Raw genomic sequence first — 18,203 nt, forward strand, 5'->3', positions numbered from 1 at the left:
ACGAGGGACACCGGCCGACGACCAGCGCGAGTACCCCGATCGCCCCGCACACCAGATCCGTGACCTGCGACTTCACGATGCACGGGTCTCAGTGGCTATCCATACAGAATGCGGGCATCTAGCGTCCTGGTGGCCTGATCCCCGTATCGGGAGCGTCGGTTAAAAATGGAGTGTGTGTAACGGGAACCTTCGGCGGGGTGCCGGACACGTACAGGGCATGGAACTGAACGACGCCGGGCCCGGGACACCCGTGGGAGGGATATCCGACCGGGAGTTGTGGGCGCGGGCGGTGCACGGCGACGGGGAGGCGTTCGGCCGGATCTTCGACCGTCATGCGAAGACCGTGTACAACCACTTGTTCCGGCGGACAGCCGACTGGTCGGAGGCCGAGGATCTCACGTCGACGGTCTTCCTTCACGCGTGGCGTCGCCGCTCGGACATCGTGCTGGACCGCGACTCGGCGCTGCCGTGGCTGCTGGGTATCGCCGACCGCCTGGTGTCGAACACCAGGCGGCGGCTGCGGCGGGCCGAGGCATTGGTGCGCCGACTGGTCTTGCATGACGCGCCGGTGGGCGACCATGCGGACCGTGTGGCCGGCCAGGTCGACGACGAGCGTGGGATGTCGCAGATCCACCGGGCGTTGGCCCGGCTGCCGCGCCATGAACGTGAGGTCGTGGAGCTGTGCATGTGGTCGGGCCTGGATCAGCAGGCGGCCGCGGTGGCGCTGGGGGTGGCGGTAGGGACCGTGAAGTCCAGACTCCACCGGGCCCGGCGCCGGCTTGGGGCCGACCTCACCGGCGGACCGCCGGATCTGGCGCCGTCCAGTTCCAAGAATCTCGTCACCGCGGAGGAGGTCGCACGATGAGCGACATGCAGGGTATTCCCGGGCCTCCCCCCGATCGTGATCTGCCGGACCACCGGCGGATCCGAGAGGAACTGCTGATGAAGATCGATCCAGGGGAATCGCGCCCTTCGGCGGCACGCAGGTGGGCGCTGCCGCTGGGCGTCTCCGCCGGCGTTGCGGCGCTGAGCGTCGGGGTCGTGGCAGTCTTCGGCGGGGAGGGGACCGTTGAGCCTGTCCAAGCCGGCAGCAGCGGACGTTCGACGAGCGTGGCAACGTCACCGGGTCCGAGCCGGGTTCGTCCGTCGGCCGGGGCCGAATCGGCGCGGTCTTCGACGCCCGTGTCCTCCGCCCCGGCCGCGTCCACCGTCACCAGCACGGCCACGACCCCGATCGAAGCCGGGGCCGTCGCGAAGATCCTGTCCTCCTGTCTGGGATCTGATGCCCTGAGGTACCACGCGGTGATCGCTGTGCGTACCCCGGTGGCCTCCAAGGACTGGGATGGTGCAGTGATCGCCGTCGACTCCGCCGGCCACTACGTGCAATGCCAGACCAAGGCAGACTACGGAACCAGTCAGGACGTCCCGCCGACCTTCATCAACAACCGCCTGTGGGGCACCGGCCACCTCATCGAGTACTTCGACTCCACCGGTGAACCGGCCGGCCCAGGGCGGTTCCTCTCGCTCGGTGCCGGGCACTACACCTCCGGCGTGGCCAAGATCACCGTCAGCTACGGCCAGGACCGGAAGCAGTACCCGGCGGTCATGGCGGGCGGCGCGTTCTTCTACACGGCGGCTCTCTCCTCCAGGCCGTCTGCCACCAAATCCTTCTCTGCGATGTCGGCCCCGTACGTCCATGCCTACGACGCCGCTGGTAGGGAGATCTACAACCAGAAGAAGGACCCGAAGTTCACCCGGTAGCAAGCCGGCCCAAGATCCGCCTCAGCCGCGGGGCGTGAGTGCGAGCTGGTGGCAGCCGTTGTGCGTCAGCCACGACGGGTTGTTGATGACCTCGGGCCGGGCTGCATGGCGGGCGGTGACTCCCGCGCGTACCGACGTGACCGCAAGGTGACAGATTCGTGAGCGAAGTGCAACCAATTGAAGGTTTGAACAGTCTGAACGAGCGGCCGACTTGGCCATCCCAGCGCGGGCTGGGTACGACGGCGCAGGGGAGACAATTTTGAGCGTGCCCACCCACGATCACCAGGGCCGCGGCACCGGGAGGCGCCGTTCTGGCGCGTACAGCGGCCGGTCCAGCGGGCCGGTGGCCGCCTCGGACCGCGCGGAATCCGCGGACGAGGCGGACACCGGACCCCGGAGCGAGGCGGAACCAGCGCCGCAAGGACGCGCCGCGGCCCGAAGGGCGGCCCGCCGCGGCGGGCCGCGGCGCGGGCGGAGGGCGCTGAAGATCGCCGGCCTGGCCATGGGTTTCGTGCTGCTGGCGGCGGGCGGCGCGGCGGCCTACGTCTACTGGAAGCTCAACAGCAACATCCAGTCCGCCGACCTCTCCGCGAACGGCAAGGACGGCGCCGGCCACGAGAAGCCGGACGCCTTCGGGCGCACCCCGATCAACATCCTGGTCATCGGGTCCGACGGCCGCACCAGCGCCAAGGACTGCAAGCTGGGCGGCGCATGCAAGCAGGCGAGCGGGCAGCGCGCCGACGTGGAGATGGTCGTGCACATATCCGCGGACCGCTCCAACGCGACGGTGATGAGCGTGCCGCGCGACCTGCGCGCGGACTGGAGCGGCTGCCACGGCACCGGCTACCCCAGCATGGGCCCGCAGCACAACGAGATGATCAACACCGCGCTCGCCGGCGGCCCTGGATGCAGCGTGGTCGCCGTCCACGAACTGACCGGGATACCCATCGACCACTTCATGGTGGCCGACTTCTCCGACGTGGTGGACATGTCCAACGCGGTCGGCGGCGTCAACGTGTGCGTCGACGCCAACGTCTACGACCCCTACAGCCACCTCAAGCTCAAGAAGGGCTCGCACACCCTGCAGGGCGTCGCGGCACTGGAGTTCCTGCGCACCCGACACGGCTTCGGCGACTCCAGCGACAGCCGCGGCCGCACCGAGGGCCAGCACGTGTTCCTCACCGCTCTGCTCAACAAGCTCAAGGACGACGGCACACTCAGCAGCCCCACCAAGATGTGGAAGGTCGCGAACGCGGCTACCAAGCTGACCGTGGACAAAGCACTCGACTCCATCCCCAAGCTGATCGGGCTCGGCACGGACCTGAACAAGGTCCCCACAAGCCGCGTCAGGTTCGCCACGCTCCAGACTGCCGACACGAAAGTCAACGGCGCCTGGGAGACGCACCTCGTGCAGCCCAGGGCATCAGCCCTGCTCCAGACCATCGCCGACGACCAGGCGCTGACCACCCCGACCAGTGGGACAACCACCGCATCCCCGTCTTCCCCCGCCTCCGCGCCCCCCACCGTGCCGCCCGCCTCGATCGCCGTCCAGGTGCGCAACGGCGCCGCCGTCGACGGCCGACTGGTTCAAAAGCGCGCGGCGGTGGTGGCCGGCGCACTCATCAACCGGGGCTTCAGCAAGCAGACGACCGCAGTCACTGGTACGCCGATGGCCACGACGTCCGTGACGTACCCCGCCGGGCAGCAGGCGCAGGCACAGGCCGTCGCGAAGGCGCTGGGCATACCCGCCAAGGACCTCAAGCAGAGCGCCTCGGCCACGGGCATCGTCCTAGACGTCGGCTCCGACTGGACGACCGGCACGACCTTCCCCGGCGCGAAGACCGACGCCACTGACGCCGAGCGCAAATCCGCCCTCAGCGGCGCGAACTCGCAACTGGGCAGCGACAAGGACACCTGTGCGAAGGTCAGCAGGTTCGACGACGTGATCGGCGTCGACGCCAACGGCCGCGTCACGACAGCCGAAAACCCGCCCCACTCCACGTCACCGACCCACGCATACACCATCTCCCCTAACGTGAAGGACTCAGCGCCCTAGCCTCAATGCCAGTAACTTAACGGTGCGCGCGAGCCTTTGACCTGCGCCGATGTCGGGACTGCTGCATGATCGGGTGACGGCGGGGTTTATGCAGCCAGAGCTGCGGGTGGGGTCATGATGGTCTCGTACTCGACGGGGGTCAATCGGCCCAGGCGTCGTTGCCGTCGGCGCCGGTGGTAGGTCCGTTCGATCCAGGTGACGATCGCGATCCGCAACTCCTGGCGAGTGACCCAGACGCGGCGGTCGAGGACGTTCTTTTGCAGCAGTGCGAAGAAGCTCTCCATTGCGGCGTTGTCGCCGGCAGCCCCGACCCGGCCCATTGAGCGGTGTGCAAGCTGAAGGTGCTGGACACAGGGCTGGTGTGCGTGGGCATCGGGATGCTCGTGGTGGTCGCTGGCAGGTGACTTTGGTGAAGGTCGTCGGTCATCGGGCGACTTCGCGGTTCGTGAGGACGAGCAAGGCCCGGATCAGGGCGGTCGCCCAGGCGGGGTCGGTGCGTACCTTGCCGAGGACGCGCCAGTTCTTGAGGTGGGCGAAGCCGTGCTCGACGGGTGCCCGGACGGCTGCCAGTGCCGTGTTGGACAGTTTCTGGCCTCGCGTCAGGGGCCGGCTCCGGGCGGCCTTGTAGCCGGTGATCACCGCCGGGTCGGCGTCGGGGCCGCCGTCGTCGAGGCCGACGAATCCCAGATCGGCGATGGCTCCGAGTCCGACTTCCCGCAGTCTCTGGGTGAGCTTGTCGTGCCGGCAGGCGGTGATCTCCGAGGTGCGCCCGGGGCGTGCCGCCGAGATCCACAGCAGTCGGCCCCGGTCGTCGGCGAGGGCGATCACAAGCAGGCCGTGGCATTTGTTCTTGCCGGAGTAGTTCTTCCGGTTTTCCTTTCCGGTTCTGCGCCGGGTGCGGATCACCGATCCGTCCAGCAGTACGATGCCCCCGCCCGTTCGGGCGATCTTCTTCAGGGCCCGGTTCAGGCGTGGGGCGCGGGCGGCGAGCAGGCCGGCGACCTCCCGGACCCATCGGGTCACGGTGGTGCGGTGCACTCCGTTGCCGCCGGCCAGGTCGCCGGGCCGCTGGTCACAGCGCAGCACCGCCAGCACGATGGTGGCGATCTTCCCGGCGGGCAGGGCGCGCCACCGCGAGCCGATCTTCTTGAGGTGGCCGCGTATCAGGTCGGCGAGCCAGTTCAGGGTGGCACTCGACAGCGGCAGGCGGGCGGTGTAGACAAGGCCGTCAGGGCCCTCGACGGAACTGTTGTTTTTCGTCACACAAACTCAACTGCCGTCGGGAGCTCGTCAGTTACGGGCGCCCCCGCGCGACTACGGACGTGCCGTGAACCGCCCGTCGCCCCGCTTGTGCAGCCAGCCGCGGTCGGCGAGCTTGGTCATCTTCGCCCGCAGCGGCTCCAGCTTGCCACGCACCGAGGCGTCCAGACCCAGCCGCTCGCCGACCGCCCTGACCTGCACCGAGCCGCCGGCCTCCCGCACGATCGCCAGGATCTTGCGGTAGTCACCGGGCAGCGCGCCCTCGTCGGCCGCGTCGCTGCGGTGCGGGATGAGCAGGACTGCTCGTCCGGCCACGTTGACCGGTACCGGAGCGACAGCCCCCGCGTCGGCCCGGGCCTGCTCTGCCAGGCGGTTCAACACCCGCTCCGCGATCGCCAGTTCATCCCTCTCGGCCTGGACCTCCTGGAGCTGCTTGGCCAACTCCTCGGCGAGGGCGTCCAGTTCGCTCCGGCGGGCGGTGATCCACTGCCGCTCCTGCATCCCCCTGGCCCTCCCGCGTTCTCGCGGCGTGTCGACCTGCTGACGGATCGTAGCCGGGGGCCGGTCGTGGGCGCAGCCGAACCCGGCATCCCGCCGGAGCCGGACCTGCCCGATGATCTACGCCATGGTCATCGGCCGCCAACCAGCACGAGTACCCAACTCGACATCCGCACCAGCCCCGTGACCTGCGGCTTCACGATGCACACCGCTCATTGTGTTAGCCGTTCTAAGCACCTGTGCCGATCCCGTTAGTCAATCAGTTAGTGGGCTCCCACATAGGCGACGGCGGGAGCGCCTCCCGGGCAGGTTGGTCACCTCGGCTTGCCTTCCGTCAGAACGAGGTCCGCTAGGAGGGGCAGGTGCTCCGGCGCCACACCGGCGATCTCCTCAGACAAGTGCTCCCACGGGCCCGAGCGCAGCGCCTCGATCAGCACGAGGCGCCCCTTCGGGCAGGGGCCGAGCGCCTGGGCGATCGTTGCGAGCGCCTTGCCGCGGTGCTCGGAGTCGGTGAGGGTGTCGGCCAGGGCGCCGGCCGCCGAGCGGGCACCCGCCCGGTAGAGCGCCTTGACGACGGCCGGGGTGGCCGCCTCACGCACGACAGGGTGGCTGATCTCCTCCAGCAGCGCGGCGGCACGGGCGACGTCCCCCGTGGCTGCGGCGCCCGCCGCGAGGCAGCCGATGCCGTGCTCGTCGCCTTGCCAGTCGGTGATCCGCTCCGCTGCGGCCAGATCGCCGGCGGCCACAAGCTTTTCCACGACACCGGTGAGGATATCGTCGACCGCGTCCTCCGGCAGGCCGGCCTCGAGATCGAGCACCGCGTCGATATCGCCCGCCGCGAGGAGCGCACCGGCGGCGGCGTACGTGTCCCAGCGCCGTTGGTAGGGGCTGTCGGTGTTGTCCGCCAGACCCAGGATCTCCTGCGCCACCTCTGCGGCCCTGTCTGGTTTTCCGATACGGCCGAATACCTCGGCCACCCGTCGCAGGCCCTCGGCGTGCTCGGCGCGATCTGCCAGGATTCGGCAATCGTGGAGTACACGGTGGAGGAGCGCGTCGCCTTCCTCGGGGCTGCCCGTGTGATGCAGACCTTCGGCTATCTCCGCGAGGCGGACGATACGTGCGTAACTGTCGGACGCCTCGGCGGCCTGCTCGGCGCGGTGGATGAGGCGGGCTGCGTCGCCCCGCTGCCCAGACCGGTGAGTCGCGACGGCCAGGTTGATGAGGGTGTGCACTCTGGGCTCTCGTCCTTTGCGCACCATGCTGGTCGTCCGCTTGAGTACTGCGTGGGCGTGTTCCTCCTGGCCTGCCCGCAGCAGGAACTCGGCGGTTTCCGTCGACAGCGTTACCCGCCAGTGGAGGTAGGGCACCTTGTCGGTGGCGGCACGGGCTTGCTGGGCCAGGTACACCGTCCGCTGCGGGTCACAAGACCTTGCCGTCATTTTGCCGATGGTGTTGAGGACGCGCGCTCGGTAGATGGGTTCCGTGATTCGTTCGGCCAGTTCCAGGGCTCGGTCGACGTCACCGGTTTCTGCGGCCGCGATGCCGATTTCAACTAGCCCGTCCTCCGGGTCGTTCAGGAAGCGGCTGACCAATTCGATCGCCTGCTGGTGGTGCCCGGTCGCCTCCAGGCCCGCAGCGACGTGGGGGTAGACCCAGTCATCGCCGTCGAGGTCATCGATGTCCGCAACCAGCCGGGCCGACGTCAGGGCGAACTCGGCGGCTTGCGCGGCCAGGCCGGGCGCCGTGGACATCCCCCGGGCGAACAGGGCGAGGTACTGCGCACGCCGGACCGTGTTACCGGAGTCGTCCGAACGGGACATCACACGCTCCGCCAGTGCCAGGGCCCGGCGGTGCTCGCCGAGCCGGGAGAGCGCGGCGGCCAGCGAGGCGGCCAGAGCGCTCCGGGAGACGGTATTGGGCACAGCCATGACCGCGTCGACGGCTTCCAGCGCCCAGGAGATCGCATCGGTGCCCCGGGCCGCCCCGGCCTCCTCCTGAGCCGCCGCGGCGTTCCTCGTCACTCCGGCCAGGGTCCCGACGGCGGCGACGAGAGACGTCGCCTTGCGCTCCGCGTCGCTGATGCGGCGGGCTGTCCGCAGGGCCTCGGCGGGACGACCTGAGTCCGCCAGGCCCTTGGCGATCGCCGTGAGGAAGTGATCCCGGTCTTCGGCGTTGGCCGCTCTGCCGAGCAAATCGGCCGCCTGGTCCGGACGCGCGGCAGCCAAGGCGCCGGCGATGGCGCTCAGGGCGGCCACCTGGTGCCGCGCGTTGGGTTGCGACTCGGCCAGGTGAACGGCACGTGCCGGGTGCCCGCACCGGGCCCACAGGGCGATCAGGCCGGGGGAAAGAGGCGCCGTCCGGTCATGCAGCCTGCCCCGCGCGGCGGCCAGCCTCAGTGCTGCGGACACGTCCTGGTCGCCGCGACGCCTTCCGTCCGCCGATACCAGGGCGAAGGCGTCCGCCACCGCGCTGAGTGCCTGCAGGTCCGTCCCGGACGCCCCCCACAGCCGCTCCTGCCACCGGGCATCGCAGGCCAGCGTCACCAGCCTGGAAGTGTCCCTCTGTTCGCGCAGCGATTGGGTGTAGCCGCGCAGCAGGTACTCGGGGGTCCCCTTCGGCCACCCGGCCTGCCGGTAGGAGTCCGCCCACTGGTGCAGACGGCTGCGGTGGGCCGCCAGCTCCTGCTCCGTGACCAGTTCCGCCGCGGCGCACCGGATCTCCTCGTGCGCGAGGAGAAAGACGTGCGGACCGACGGACGTCCAGTGCCCGGATTGCCGGCGGAAACTGCGGCCGTTCACCGCGGACAACTCGCGCTCGACCAGCCGCGTCGGGTGCCCAGTCAGCTCCGCGAAGTCGGGCGCGCTCAGCCCGCCTCCGGCCGCCACGGTCAGAGCGACCAAGTCCCAGCCCAGCCCACCGCCGACTCGCAACCTCATCAGATCCCGCTCCGCGTCCTCACGCGCCGCGCGGGCGTGCGAGGACGGCTCCAACTGGTGGTCGATCCGCGTGCTGCGCAGCGGGTGGTCCGCGTGCACGTCCCCCGGTACCGGCGGATGCGGACGGCCTGCGACGATGACGCGCATGCCGTGCGGGGGAACGCGGGGCAACAGCGCCGCGATGCTATGGCCGTCGGGACCGGCGGTCACTCCGCGGTCCTCGTCCAGGCCGTCCACCACGAGCACGAGCCGCCGACCGCGCTCCGCGCACCGCTGTGCGGCGCGGTGCAACGCGAGCAGCATCTGCTCGTATCGCGTGGCAGGGGTACTCAGCGGCTCCTCCTCGCCCAGCAAGGCGTACAACTGCCGCTGAACGACCTCGCAGAACGCCGCAGCGTCGTTCTGCGCGGCCATGCGGGAGGTGATGAAGAACGACACGACGTCGACGCCAGGTGGAGGATGCAGGACGAACTGCGCCAGCAGGGCAGACTTCCCCGCCCACGCCGGGGCAGCCCAGCGCCAGTAGCCAGCGCCAGCACGGCCCGCAGGTACATCGTGCACGCAGAAGGCTGCCAGCTGGGCAAGTTCGCTCTCACGCCCCTGGAAGCTGGTGACGAGGCCCTGGCCCACCTGCAGGAGATAGCCGGAAGCAGCGGCGCGCCCCGCGAACACCTGCACCGGGCTGTCAATCATCACGCCGCTATTGGCGAAGGCCCCGACTCCCTCGGCGGAAGATCCGCCCGACTTGCGCACCGCGGCGCGCCTGCGGAAGAACATCGGACGCGCCGCTATTCCTGCCGCTGGTAACCGGTGTTCGCGCTGCCGCCGTCCGCCCGCGCGTCACCGGTCTCCCCGACGAAGACCGCACCGTCGGACGAGGCGGCGACGGCACCCGTGTTGGCGTCCCCGCCGCCGGTGGCCGTGGCACGCCCGGTCCTGGACACCTGTACAGACGTGCTCCCGGTCGGGGCCAGCAACCCGCAGACACCAATCCCCAGGGCGGCCACACCGACCACCGCGGAGACCATCCCAGCCGCCTGGTTCGCCCGGTCCCAGCTCAGCAGCGACAGCACACCAGCGAAGACCACCAGGACCAACACCGTCGTGACCAGCACCGCGCGCCGGTTACCCCGCACAGCCACCTTCTCCCCCCTTACGCCCCGTCGAAGCAGAACCGCACCGAGCCCGATAGTGTCCACGCCGCATGCCAAGCCTCACCATACGGCCAAGCCAACTTCCCCATGCGAGGAAGCTCCGGAGCACAGCCCTGCAGCGCAACGGAGCGCGTCCGCACGGCGCACCACAAGGGCTGACAGTATCTGCCAGCACTGGGAGCCCCCTGGGACTTTTCTGGGATCTCCGGCTGCATCAAGGGGCACGAACCTGAAACAACCGAAAGCCCATTCGCGCAGGTCAGCGCATCACCACCGGCCATCGCCGCAGGTCACGGCGCTGGCTGGTCTCTTCCGGCGCTACGGCGTGAACAGCTAGCCAAGCGTGGCACGGCCGAGCCATGGTGAACTCGCCGCTGAACGAGGCGGCACGTCGGTGTCAGACGGTTCTCCGCCGGAGGCGGTCGAGCTCTTCCTGGCGGCGCGCGGCCACCCGGCGTAGGTGTGCGACTGTGTCGTGACGTCGGTGGCAGTTCGGGGTGCACTCGGCGGTCATGCCCGGCAGATTGCCGGTTACCTGTGTGATCTCGTCGCTCGGGCTGCCTGTGAAGGCGAGCGCCTGGTTGTACTCGGCGATCTCGCAGTCGTCGCCGACATCCGTCGTCTGCAAGTCCAGGCGCCCCGGAGCTCCTTCAGGGCCGTCGAACCAGATTCGGCACCCTCGCTGCCCATACGCGCAGGTACAGGTGCGCATGTCCTCCTTGACCGCGATTCCACAGAGCGGGTGCGTCAGGTGCTCGATGATGACGTCGTGGTCCGTCCAGCGTGCACGAGCGAAAGTGAGACGGAATCCATAGGTGTCGGTGTGCTTGGTGCAGCCGGCCATGTCCAGCCAGTTGGCTGCGGATCGGAACATCGGCAGCCGACGCAGCAGAGCGCTTCCCAGGGTTGCTGTCTCCCGACCGGCTTCTTCAAACCAGCGGTGCTTGTGCGCGAAGACCCGTTCGCCCGGCGTAAGACCGGGGTACCTGAAGGGGGACGACTCTCCGTGCTCAGCCGCGGTCAGGTGCCTGATCTCCTCCGCCCGGTTCCAGGCCCGATCAGGAACACCTTCGAGCCGGAGGCTTGCCGTAGTTCCGTGGAGTCCGACGTCGAGCCTGCCGTGGCCGGCGCCGAGCAGGCGTAGGCCGCTAATCCCGCGCAGATCGTCCTCGCCGCCGGACGAGAACAGCCCCCAGGCGATCAGCTCGGCCAAGCCGTCGGGGTCGGAGTCCGCCGCGAAGCGGATGACGGGACGCCGCTCGTCCGGGATGACCCGCACGATACGAAGCGGTCGGGTGGTGTACGTGGTGGGGTACTCCAGCAAGGCACGCAGAACCTGCCCTTCGAGGAACGCCTGAGCGCCTTGAGCGGAGGGGATGAGAGGGCTTCCTTGTGGAAGCCGATCAATGCGTTCCTTGGCGCCAGCCCAGGTTTCCCCGGTGTAGCGACGGCACAGGTCGATCACGTCACTCTTGGGCACGACAGTCTCCTTCGTGCGCTGCCGGATCCCAGCGCGGGAAAGAGTTGCTGCCAGCGAGAACGACGGTCATGCGTGGTACAGCAGAACATTTCAGGGCACCTAGGGCTTTCGACACACTGCGCCATCGATCCGGACAGGCGCACGACGAGGGTTCCCTCAACCCGGACCGGACCGTAGACGAACCGTAGCGGACAACGCAAGCATTCACCCCCCTCTGGGTGAACGACGCTCCCGGAATCGCCATGTAGGCACCCGTCGAGTACGAATTCAGGTAGATTCCTGCTGCGGCTGACCACCGCTCCCCGGAGATGCATCGGCCCTCCTCACTCTCCACGCTCGGGTGAACCGGTCCCCAGTAGCCCCCTGCGCATCCCTTTGGATCTCAATTCCGCACGTCCTGGGCCGAGACGTTCAGGAGACCCATGAGCGCGATGCACCAAGACGTTTCCTTGCTCCGACGCCTCTACACAGGTGAGAGCGTCCAACAGGCCCGTCGGGCGATTGATTCGCTTGAGCCCGATACACCCCCGATCCCCGCGGCCACTTCACCGGCTCAGCAGCACTTCGAGGCGCGCGTGCTTCTCGGCCTTCTGGAGTTCCGGAACGTCTACACCCGTTATCCCCTCGGGGTTACCACGGTGTGCCCTGAACCGGATGGCGTTGCCCTGCGCGTAGAGAGTGAGGAGCGGGCGGCCGAGATCCTCCTCAACCTCCTCCCCACGTATGTATCGGACCACGAGGTCCACGGTGTGCCAGGGCTTCGCATCACGCAGCGAGATCGCACGGCAATTGAACTGCGCGTGCTCGGCGAGCCCACCCGACTGCGACTGACCGGCCTGCCGGCGAGACTCTGGCGCAACGCCATCGCGAGGATGCTCAACAAATGGATCAACCCTGACGTCAAGCTCCTGTGCTGGAAGTCCTCACCGAAGGCATGGACGGATGCCGAGCGTGGGCATCAGCTTCGATGGGAGGGCCCCAGCGACGAGTTCACGCAGGTGCAGCAGCGTGGTGCCTGGCTCGGGAGCGGGCTGCTGCGCCGAGCCGCCCTTCTGCACACCGTGTCCAACACGTTCCTCGTTGACGGCTACGGCGGCGCTTCCGACGCGGCACGGCTCGTCCTGCGATCCTCCCACGTGCGCGGACAGGGGCCCGGGCCACACAACATCGTCGCCGCCCTCACAGATCCGACGTTCGGTCTGCCTCTGCACCTCACGAGGTTCCGCGGTGACACCGACGAAACCTACAGCGGCGACCAGCAGTTCGTTCTGGGTGATGTGGGCAAGACGGCCATCCTCGATCTCCGGGCCACAACAGAGGGTCCCCACTCCCGCCTGCAGCCGGAACTCTGGCAGGCGATCCTGCGCCGGCTACCCGACTCCGGCTTCGCGAGCAGTCTGTCTCTGAGCACCCTCGCGGGGTTCTGCGGCCTCAGGACGGCCTAGGTCACGGTCACCGCCAGGGCTCCGTCTAGGGCCTGTTGCGAAAGTGCTGGTCACAGCCATTCGTTGATGGTTGCGACCAGCACTGTCGCTTCGTAGCGGACGGCGAGTTTGTCGTACCTCGTGGCGACGGCTCGGTGGCGCTTGAGTCGGTTGATCCCGCACTCGACCGCGTGCCGCTGCTTGTAGTCGTCCTTGTTGAACTTCGGCGGCCGGCCGCCGCGTGAGCCGCGTTGTTGCCGATTGCGGGCCCGGTCGGCCGGGATGGGGATCGTCGCCTTGATTCCGCGCCTGCGCAGGTAGGAGCGGTTACTTCGAGAGTCGTACGCCTTGTCGGCCCTCACACGGTCCGGGCGCTTGCGCGGCCTGCCGAGGCCGAGCCGGGGCACCCGGATCGCTTCCAGGACAGACTCGAGCTGCGGCGAATCACCCCGCTGCCCGGCCGTGATCAACACCGCCAGCGGCTTTTGCCCCTGCTCGACCGCGAGGTGAATCTTGCTGGTCAGCCCGCCGCGGGAGCGTCCAAGTCCGTGGTCCGCAGGTTCGACGACGACCCCGCCGGGCGGCTCCTTCTGGAGATCCCCCTTTTCACCGCTTCTGCCGCGTGCTGATGGGCCCGGCAGACGGTGGAGTCGACGTTCACATCCCAGGTGATCAGGCCCTTGGCGTCGGCTTCGGCCTGGAGCCGGGTCAGGATGCCGGCCCAGGTTCCGTCCCGCTGCCAGCGTCGGAAAAGGTCGTAGACCCGGTCCCACGGTCCATAGCGCTCGGGCACGTCCCGCCAGGGAGCACCGGTGCGGGTCCGCCATGCCCTCGCGATGGTCCTCCTGGCCCTCGCCTACGCCGGCAACACCTGGGGCCCTGGGCAGGATCTGGGCGCGGCTGCCCATCGTCCGCGACCACCGCTGGCTCCTGTGACCATCCCCCTCCACTTCCCGCGTGGGCACCGCCGATCGGGCGGTGCCCACGCCTTCTGTGTGCAAGGACCTTTGCAGGCAGGGGCCCGCGCTGACCTGCCTGTCCTGGGTACGACACAGAGGGGGACCAGGCCCCGTCGGTGCCAGGGCTGCAGGGCCTGGCCGGTGGTGGGGTAGGGCGGGATCACCGAACTCGCACGGGCACGTGCTCCGGTGCCCGCCGCTGCGCCGCCGCACCAACCCCTCTTGCGGGCGGACGGCGACGCGCCAGCTCAGGCGACGATGTCGGATTCGGACCGCTGCCTGCTGTGATCCGAGGTGGCGGCCGGAGGAGGAGAGGCGGCACGCCGCAGGGTGAGGGCGATACCGACGCCGAGAAGGGTCAAGGCGGCTGCGGTGAAACCTGCGGCGCGCAGGCCGGGGATGAGGGTCCGGCCGGTATCGGTGTGGACTCCGGCGTTGGCGATGGCGACAAGGATCGCCAGTCCGACGGCTGAGCCGATCTGCTGGGTGGTGGAGGCCATGGCCGAGGCGACACCCTGGTGATGAGCGTCGACTCCGGTTCCGGCCGCGACGAACATCGCGGTCCAGGCGACCCCCTGGCCGAGGCTGAGCAGGATCACTCCTGGGAGCAAGGCGGGATAGCCGCCGTCGGGAGACATTCCCAGGGCCAGAGCGGTCATGCCGCAGGCACCCAGGAGCAGGCCGGTGATGAGGGTGGCGCGTGTGCCGAACCTGCCAAGCATCTTCTCACTCGCCTTGGTGCCGATCATGCCGACCAGCGCCGAGGGGAGGAAGGCCAGCCCAGTCGCCAGGGCTCCGTAGCCGCGGACGTTCTGCAGGTACACGGTGAAGAAGTAGTACTGGGCGCCGAAGGTGCCCATGAATACGAAAGTGATCCCCATCGCGGCGACCAGGCTGCGGTTGCGAAACAGGCGCAACGGCATCAGCGGATGGGCGCCGCGGGCCTCGAACACCAGAAACAGGGCGATGAACAGCGCGCCCGCCAGCAGCGTGACGATGGTTTGGGCGGAGGTCCATCCGGCTTGCGGACCCTGAACGACGGCGAAGACGAGGGCGGTGAACCCGACGGTGGCGGTGAGGGAACCGGCGAGGTCGAAACTGCGGCCCAGCTCGCGCGTTGCGTCCTTCGGAATGATCGCGAAGGCTGCCGCCGCCGCGCCCAGGGCGAGAGGGACGTTGACGTAGAAGACGGCTTCCCAACCGAAGTAGTTGGTCAGTATCCCGCCCAGCAAAGAGCCCAACGCCAGGCCGGCGGCCCCGGCACCGCCCCAGATCGCGAGAGCCCGGTTACGTGCGGTGCCCTCGGTGAAAGTGGTGGCGATCAGCGACAGGGTCGCGGGCAGCAGAAGGGCACCGCCGAGGCCTTGGACGGCGCGGGCGGCCACCAGCAGTGCGGGATCCGTGGCAAGTGCACCGCCCAGGGAGGACAGACCGTACAAGGCCAGAGCGGTGGTGAACATGCGGCGCCGGCCGACGATGTCCGCTGCGCGGCCGCCCAGCAAGAGGAAACCGCCGAAGGCGACTGCGTAGGCGCTGACGACCCACTGCAGGCTTTGGGCATCGAAGCCGACCTCGCGGCCGATCTCCGGCAGAGCGACGTAGACGATGTTGTAGTCGATAGCACTGATGAACTGGGCGAACGCCAGCAGGGCCAGCAGGAGCCCGGCTCCGCGGCGCGGGAAGGGGGACGGCACGGTGGAACAACCTCTCTTAAAGTTTGCGGTTGACCGCTTACTTCTTTGCTCAAAGAAACCGGGCCGCGGGAGCGGCCCGGTTGACGTCTCCTCTAGGCGCGCAGCGTGCGCACCCACGGGGCGTCTACGGAGGCGGCATCGATAGCCACAATGACATTGCTGAGCAGGCCGTCGGCGAAGTGCCGGCGGAGCTGCTCGTCCGAGGCTCCAGAGGCGGCACGTACATATTCGACCTGCTTGGCGTAGCAGGCCCGGACCGCCTCGCCAATGACCGGCTCGCCGGCGCTGCACTGGGCGTGCAGGAGGATCATGAGAATCTCCCGGTCGGCGATCACGGCGTCATACGAAGCCGTCATCGCCTTCAGGACCGCTTCCGGATCGGAGTCGCGAACCGATGCCGCCGCCTCGGCGGCGGCTTCCCGCAGCCGGTCCGAGCAGTAGTCGACCACGGCTGCGAACAGCGCTTCCTTGTCCTTGAACAGGCGATACAGGTATCCCTGTGAGATGCCGGCGCCCCTGGCCACGTCCATCGTCGAGGTTCCGTAGTACCCGCGCTCGGCGAATGTCCTGATCGCCGTGCGCATCACCGTGGCCCGGCGTTCCTCGGCCGTCGAGCGCTGCCGTGGTCTCGTCTCCATGTAAGCAATTAACCACTCGCATATCGCCGACGTCAAGCGTGGCCCGTGCTCGCCGCGCCCCGCCGTCCAGAGCTGCCACCCAAGACGTCAAGAGCGGATGCGGCTCGTCGAGGAGCGCGACGAGATCCTGCCCCCTGTCCGTGACGGAGCCCCCGCAGCCGTAAGCGCCTCGTCGTCGGCCCCGAGCCGGACCGGCGAGGAGCGCCAAGTGGTTTTCGAAGACACAAATGTGATCGCTGGCGGCTGCTTGACGTTGACACTGGTGTCAATCCCTAGCCTCGCGGCATGGACACATTTTCTTGGAGTTCTTCCGCACTTCCCGACCTCACCGGGCGGACGGCTGTGGTGACCGGAGCGACGCGCGGGATCGGTCGCGCGGTGCGAGAAGCGTTGGAGAAGGCCGGGGCCACCGTCCTGGGTGGAGCGCGAACCGTCGACGGGGCCGGGGTCGAGGTGCTTGATCTCGCGGATCTCGGAACGGTGCGGGCCTTCGCCCGGTCGGTGCGGGAGCGGGTCGGCCAGGTGGATCTGCTGGTGAACAACGCCGCCATCAGCAACGTGCCCTTCTCTTTGACGCCGGGCGGGACGGAGTCGCAGTTCGCCGTCAATCATCTGGGGCACTTCGCGCTGACGCATCTGCTGCGGCCACTGATGCGCGAGGGCGCCCGGGTCGTCACCGTGACGTCCGCGATGTACCCGATGCTGGACACGCTCGACCTGGCGGCCCTCGCCGACGAAGGGTCGTACTCACCGGGCGTGGCGTACGTGCGGTCCAAGGCCGCGAATGTCCTGTTCGCAACGGAACTGGAACGCCGGCTGCGGACCTCGGGCTCGGGCGTGCGGAGTCTGCTGGCGGAGCCGGGGTTGGCGGCCACGTCCATGCACGACGGCTACCCGGACGAGGGAACGACCCAAGCGGTACGGGCAGCTCTCGCGGAGACCGGACGGCCAGCGTCGTCGGCGTCGGCCGGCGTGTTGTACGCCGCGACGGCTGGCGAGGTCGACGGCTTCGTCGTGTACGGGCCGGTCGGCGACCGCGAGACGCCGGACGTGGTCGCCACCCCGATCGCCGGGCTGGGGCTGGACCAGGAGCTCGCGGCAGCCCTGTGGGAACAGTCGGCGCGGCTGACCGAGGTCGTGCCCGTTAGTATCTGATAGGGGCTTGCGAGGTGAGGGGTCGGCGTTGCGGATTGGCGAACTGAGCGAGGCGACCGGCGCGAGCGCGCGATCGCTGCGCTATTACGAGCAGCAGGGGCTCCTCACCTCGACGCGCGGCCCCAACGGTTACCGAGAGTACGAGCCGGAAGCCATCGAGGCCGTGCTGCAGATCAAGGCACTACTGGACGTCGGCCTGCCGACGGAGGCCATCAGGGACGTTCTCCCCTGCAACGGTGTGGGCGGCCGAGACCCTGAGGTCTGCCCGGCGCTTCAGGAACGAATCTCCGGACTGCGAGACCGGCTTGCCCGGCAGGCAGAGGAACTCACCCGGACCAGCCGTGGGTTGACGTCTTACCTGGAGCGCAATTTCGCGTGAGAACAGACGTCCGCGCCTACGCCGCGGTCATGGACCCGCGCCCGCCACGCACTTCTGCGGAGCAGCGCGAGGAGGCGGTCCGAGCCGCCGAAGCTGCCAAGGAGCGCCGCGAGGAAGCGGAGCAGCGCCGACGGGATGCCCAATCGGCGCGGGAGGACTGGCTGGCCGGGCTGGCTGGCCGGGCGGAAGGAGAGGACGGACGAACTCGCGTATCTGTGGAATACCACAGCGACCTGACCGCTCGATTATCCGAACTCCGCACCAGAGTGGTTCGAGGGGAAGCGGCAGTACGCGCAGCCAGAGCGCACCCCCTGCCGAGCGGTATCTCGGAGGCGTGCGACAGGACGCGCACCAGGACGTGCACCGTTCGGGAGAACCGGAGGTGAGCGGGAAGGCCGTGCATGCGGTGTGCCGGCCGCTGGCCTGCGGTAGTGATGTCGCCGATGTCAGCCAATCGCCCCCAACCGGAACCCGTCCCGGCGCTGACTTCCCCTCCGTCTCCGCTCACATCCCAGCCCCCATTTGTTGAAAGGGCTGGGCATGTGCGCGGAGAACGTCGGAAAAAACGCCGGAATTACTGGGTCGGCCCTCCCCGGATGGTCCGGCCGGGCGAAAGCGGAGCATCGGAACACCCCGCACGCGCCGAAGAGGGCGGCGCGCTGGATGGTCCTGGGACGCCTCCGTCGCTGACACCCGGAGCCATCGAGGTCGGTACTAGGTGTTCTGTCCGGGGAGGTTGTGGACGGGTGAGCCAGGTCTCGGCTGAGGGATCTTGAACAGGTGAGGGCCCTTCCGGTTCGGTGTGGATT

At 68.7% G+C, this 18,203-nt stretch carries 13 protein-coding genes and 2 pseudogenes; 6 read left to right on the top strand and 9 right to left on the bottom strand.

The window, feature by feature from the left end:
• The first annotated feature begins 217 nt into the window (after window positions 1–217).
• The 3 genes from AB0927_RS39715 to AB0927_RS39725 all read left to right on the top strand — a co-directional run bounded on the left by AB0927_RS39715 (window position 218) and on the right by AB0927_RS39725 (window position 3,817).
• Window positions 218–865 carry a sigma-70 family RNA polymerase sigma factor gene (locus tag AB0927_RS39715; RefSeq protein WP_366672732.1) on the top strand — a complete coding sequence of 216 codons (648 nt, stop codon included), beginning with the start codon at window positions 218–220 and terminating at the stop codon, window positions 863–865.
• Window positions 862–1,761, top strand: a complete 900-nt coding sequence (locus AB0927_RS39720) for a hypothetical protein (protein WP_366672733.1) — start codon at window positions 862–864, stop codon at window positions 1,759–1,761. Before AB0927_RS39715 ends, AB0927_RS39720 begins: the two co-directional genes overlap by 4 nt.
• Before the next feature lie 265 nt (window positions 1,762–2,026).
• The gene (locus AB0927_RS39725; RefSeq protein ID WP_366672734.1) at window positions 2,027–3,817 is read left to right on the top strand and encodes an LCP family protein; all 1,791 of its coding nucleotides are present in this window, start codon (window positions 2,027–2,029) and stop codon (window positions 3,815–3,817) included.
• Window positions 3,818–3,903: 86 nt separating this feature from the next.
• Here AB0927_RS39725 and AB0927_RS39730 read toward each other — a convergent pair.
• The 6 genes and pseudogenes from AB0927_RS39730 to AB0927_RS39755 all read right to left on the bottom strand — a co-directional run.
• Window positions 3,904–4,140: pseudogene (locus AB0927_RS39730) on the bottom strand (IS3 family transposase); the annotation flags it as partial.
• A gap of 100 nt (window positions 4,141–4,240) precedes the next feature.
• Window positions 4,241–5,080: a transposase family protein gene (locus tag AB0927_RS39735; RefSeq protein WP_366672735.1), complete on the bottom strand. Its 840-nt coding sequence runs from the start codon at window positions 5,078–5,080 to the stop codon at window positions 4,241–4,243.
• A gap of 51 nt (window positions 5,081–5,131) precedes the next feature.
• A complete protein-coding gene (locus AB0927_RS39740; RefSeq protein WP_366672736.1) occupies window positions 5,132–5,578 on the bottom strand; it encodes a hypothetical protein in 447 nt (148 codons plus the stop codon).
• Between the two features lie 311 nt (window positions 5,579–5,889).
• Window positions 5,890–9,288 carry a hypothetical protein gene (locus tag AB0927_RS39745; protein ID WP_366672737.1) on the bottom strand — a complete coding sequence of 1,133 codons (3,399 nt, stop codon included), beginning with the start codon at window positions 9,286–9,288 and terminating at the stop codon, window positions 5,890–5,892.
• A gap of 11 nt (window positions 9,289–9,299) precedes the next feature.
• Complete coding sequence (locus AB0927_RS39750) at window positions 9,300–9,653, bottom strand: hypothetical protein (RefSeq protein WP_366672738.1); 354 nt, start codon at window positions 9,651–9,653, stop codon at window positions 9,300–9,302.
• A 409-nt stretch (window positions 9,654–10,062) separates the two neighbouring features.
• The gene (locus AB0927_RS39755; RefSeq protein ID WP_366672739.1) at window positions 10,063–11,145 is read right to left on the bottom strand and encodes a hypothetical protein; all 1,083 of its coding nucleotides are present in this window, start codon (window positions 11,143–11,145) and stop codon (window positions 10,063–10,065) included.
• Between the two features lie 422 nt (window positions 11,146–11,567).
• Between AB0927_RS39755 and AB0927_RS39760 the strand changes: the two genes are divergently transcribed.
• Window positions 11,568–12,590, top strand: a complete 1,023-nt coding sequence (locus AB0927_RS39760; protein ID WP_366672740.1) for a hypothetical protein — start codon at window positions 11,568–11,570, stop codon at window positions 12,588–12,590.
• 50 nt (window positions 12,591–12,640) lie between these two features.
• On the opposite strand, the pseudogene AB0927_RS39765 reads toward AB0927_RS39760, so the two are convergent.
• From AB0927_RS39765 to AB0927_RS39775, 3 genes and pseudogenes are all read right to left on the bottom strand, one after another.
• A pseudogene (locus tag AB0927_RS39765) lies at window positions 12,641–13,395 on the bottom strand (IS5 family transposase); the annotation flags it as partial.
• 381 nt (window positions 13,396–13,776) lie between these two features.
• A complete protein-coding gene (locus AB0927_RS39770; RefSeq protein WP_366672741.1) occupies window positions 13,777–15,222 on the bottom strand; it encodes an MFS transporter in 1,446 nt (481 codons plus the stop codon).
• A gap of 92 nt (window positions 15,223–15,314) precedes the next feature.
• Window positions 15,315–15,860, bottom strand: coding sequence for a TetR/AcrR family transcriptional regulator (locus tag AB0927_RS39775; protein ID WP_366672742.1), 546 nt, complete (start codon window positions 15,858–15,860; stop codon window positions 15,315–15,317).
• 285 nt (window positions 15,861–16,145) lie between these two features.
• Between AB0927_RS39775 and AB0927_RS39780 the strand changes: the two genes are divergently transcribed.
• Together AB0927_RS39780 and AB0927_RS39785 are read left to right on the top strand one after the other, a co-directional pair.
• Window positions 16,146–17,015: an SDR family NAD(P)-dependent oxidoreductase gene (locus AB0927_RS39780; RefSeq protein WP_366672743.1), complete on the top strand. Its 870-nt coding sequence runs from the start codon at window positions 16,146–16,148 to the stop codon at window positions 17,013–17,015.
• 28 nt (window positions 17,016–17,043) lie between these two features.
• The gene (locus AB0927_RS39785) at window positions 17,044–17,394 is read left to right on the top strand and encodes a MerR family transcriptional regulator (protein ID WP_366672744.1); all 351 of its coding nucleotides are present in this window, start codon (window positions 17,044–17,046) and stop codon (window positions 17,392–17,394) included.
• Window positions 17,395–18,203: the final 809 nt, after the last annotated feature.

The organism is Streptomyces sp. NPDC048106 (assembly GCF_040706415.1).
Classification (GTDB): domain Bacteria; phylum Actinomycetota; class Actinomycetes; order Streptomycetales; family Streptomycetaceae; genus Streptomyces.

Coding starts and splice junctions, on each gene's coding strand:
- AB0927_RS39715 (WP_366672732.1), top strand. CDS start 218: ATGGAACTGAACGACGCCGGGCCCGGGACACCCGTGGGAGGGATATCC.
- AB0927_RS39720 (WP_366672733.1), top strand. CDS start 862: ATGAGCGACATGCAGGGTATTCCCGGGCCTCCCCCCGATCGTGATCTG.
- AB0927_RS39740 (WP_366672736.1), bottom strand. CDS start 5,578: ATGCAGGAGCGGCAGTGGATCACCGCCCGCCGGAGCGAACTGGACGCC.
- AB0927_RS39745 (WP_366672737.1), bottom strand. CDS start 9,288: ATGTTCTTCCGCAGGCGCGCCGCGGTGCGCAAGTCGGGCGGATCTTCC.
- AB0927_RS39760 (WP_366672740.1), top strand. CDS start 11,568: ATGAGCGCGATGCACCAAGACGTTTCCTTGCTCCGACGCCTCTACACA.
- AB0927_RS39775 (WP_366672742.1), bottom strand. CDS start 15,860: ATGGAGACGAGACCACGGCAGCGCTCGACGGCCGAGGAACGCCGGGCC.
- AB0927_RS39780 (WP_366672743.1), top strand. CDS start 16,146: ATGGACACATTTTCTTGGAGTTCTTCCGCACTTCCCGACCTCACCGGG.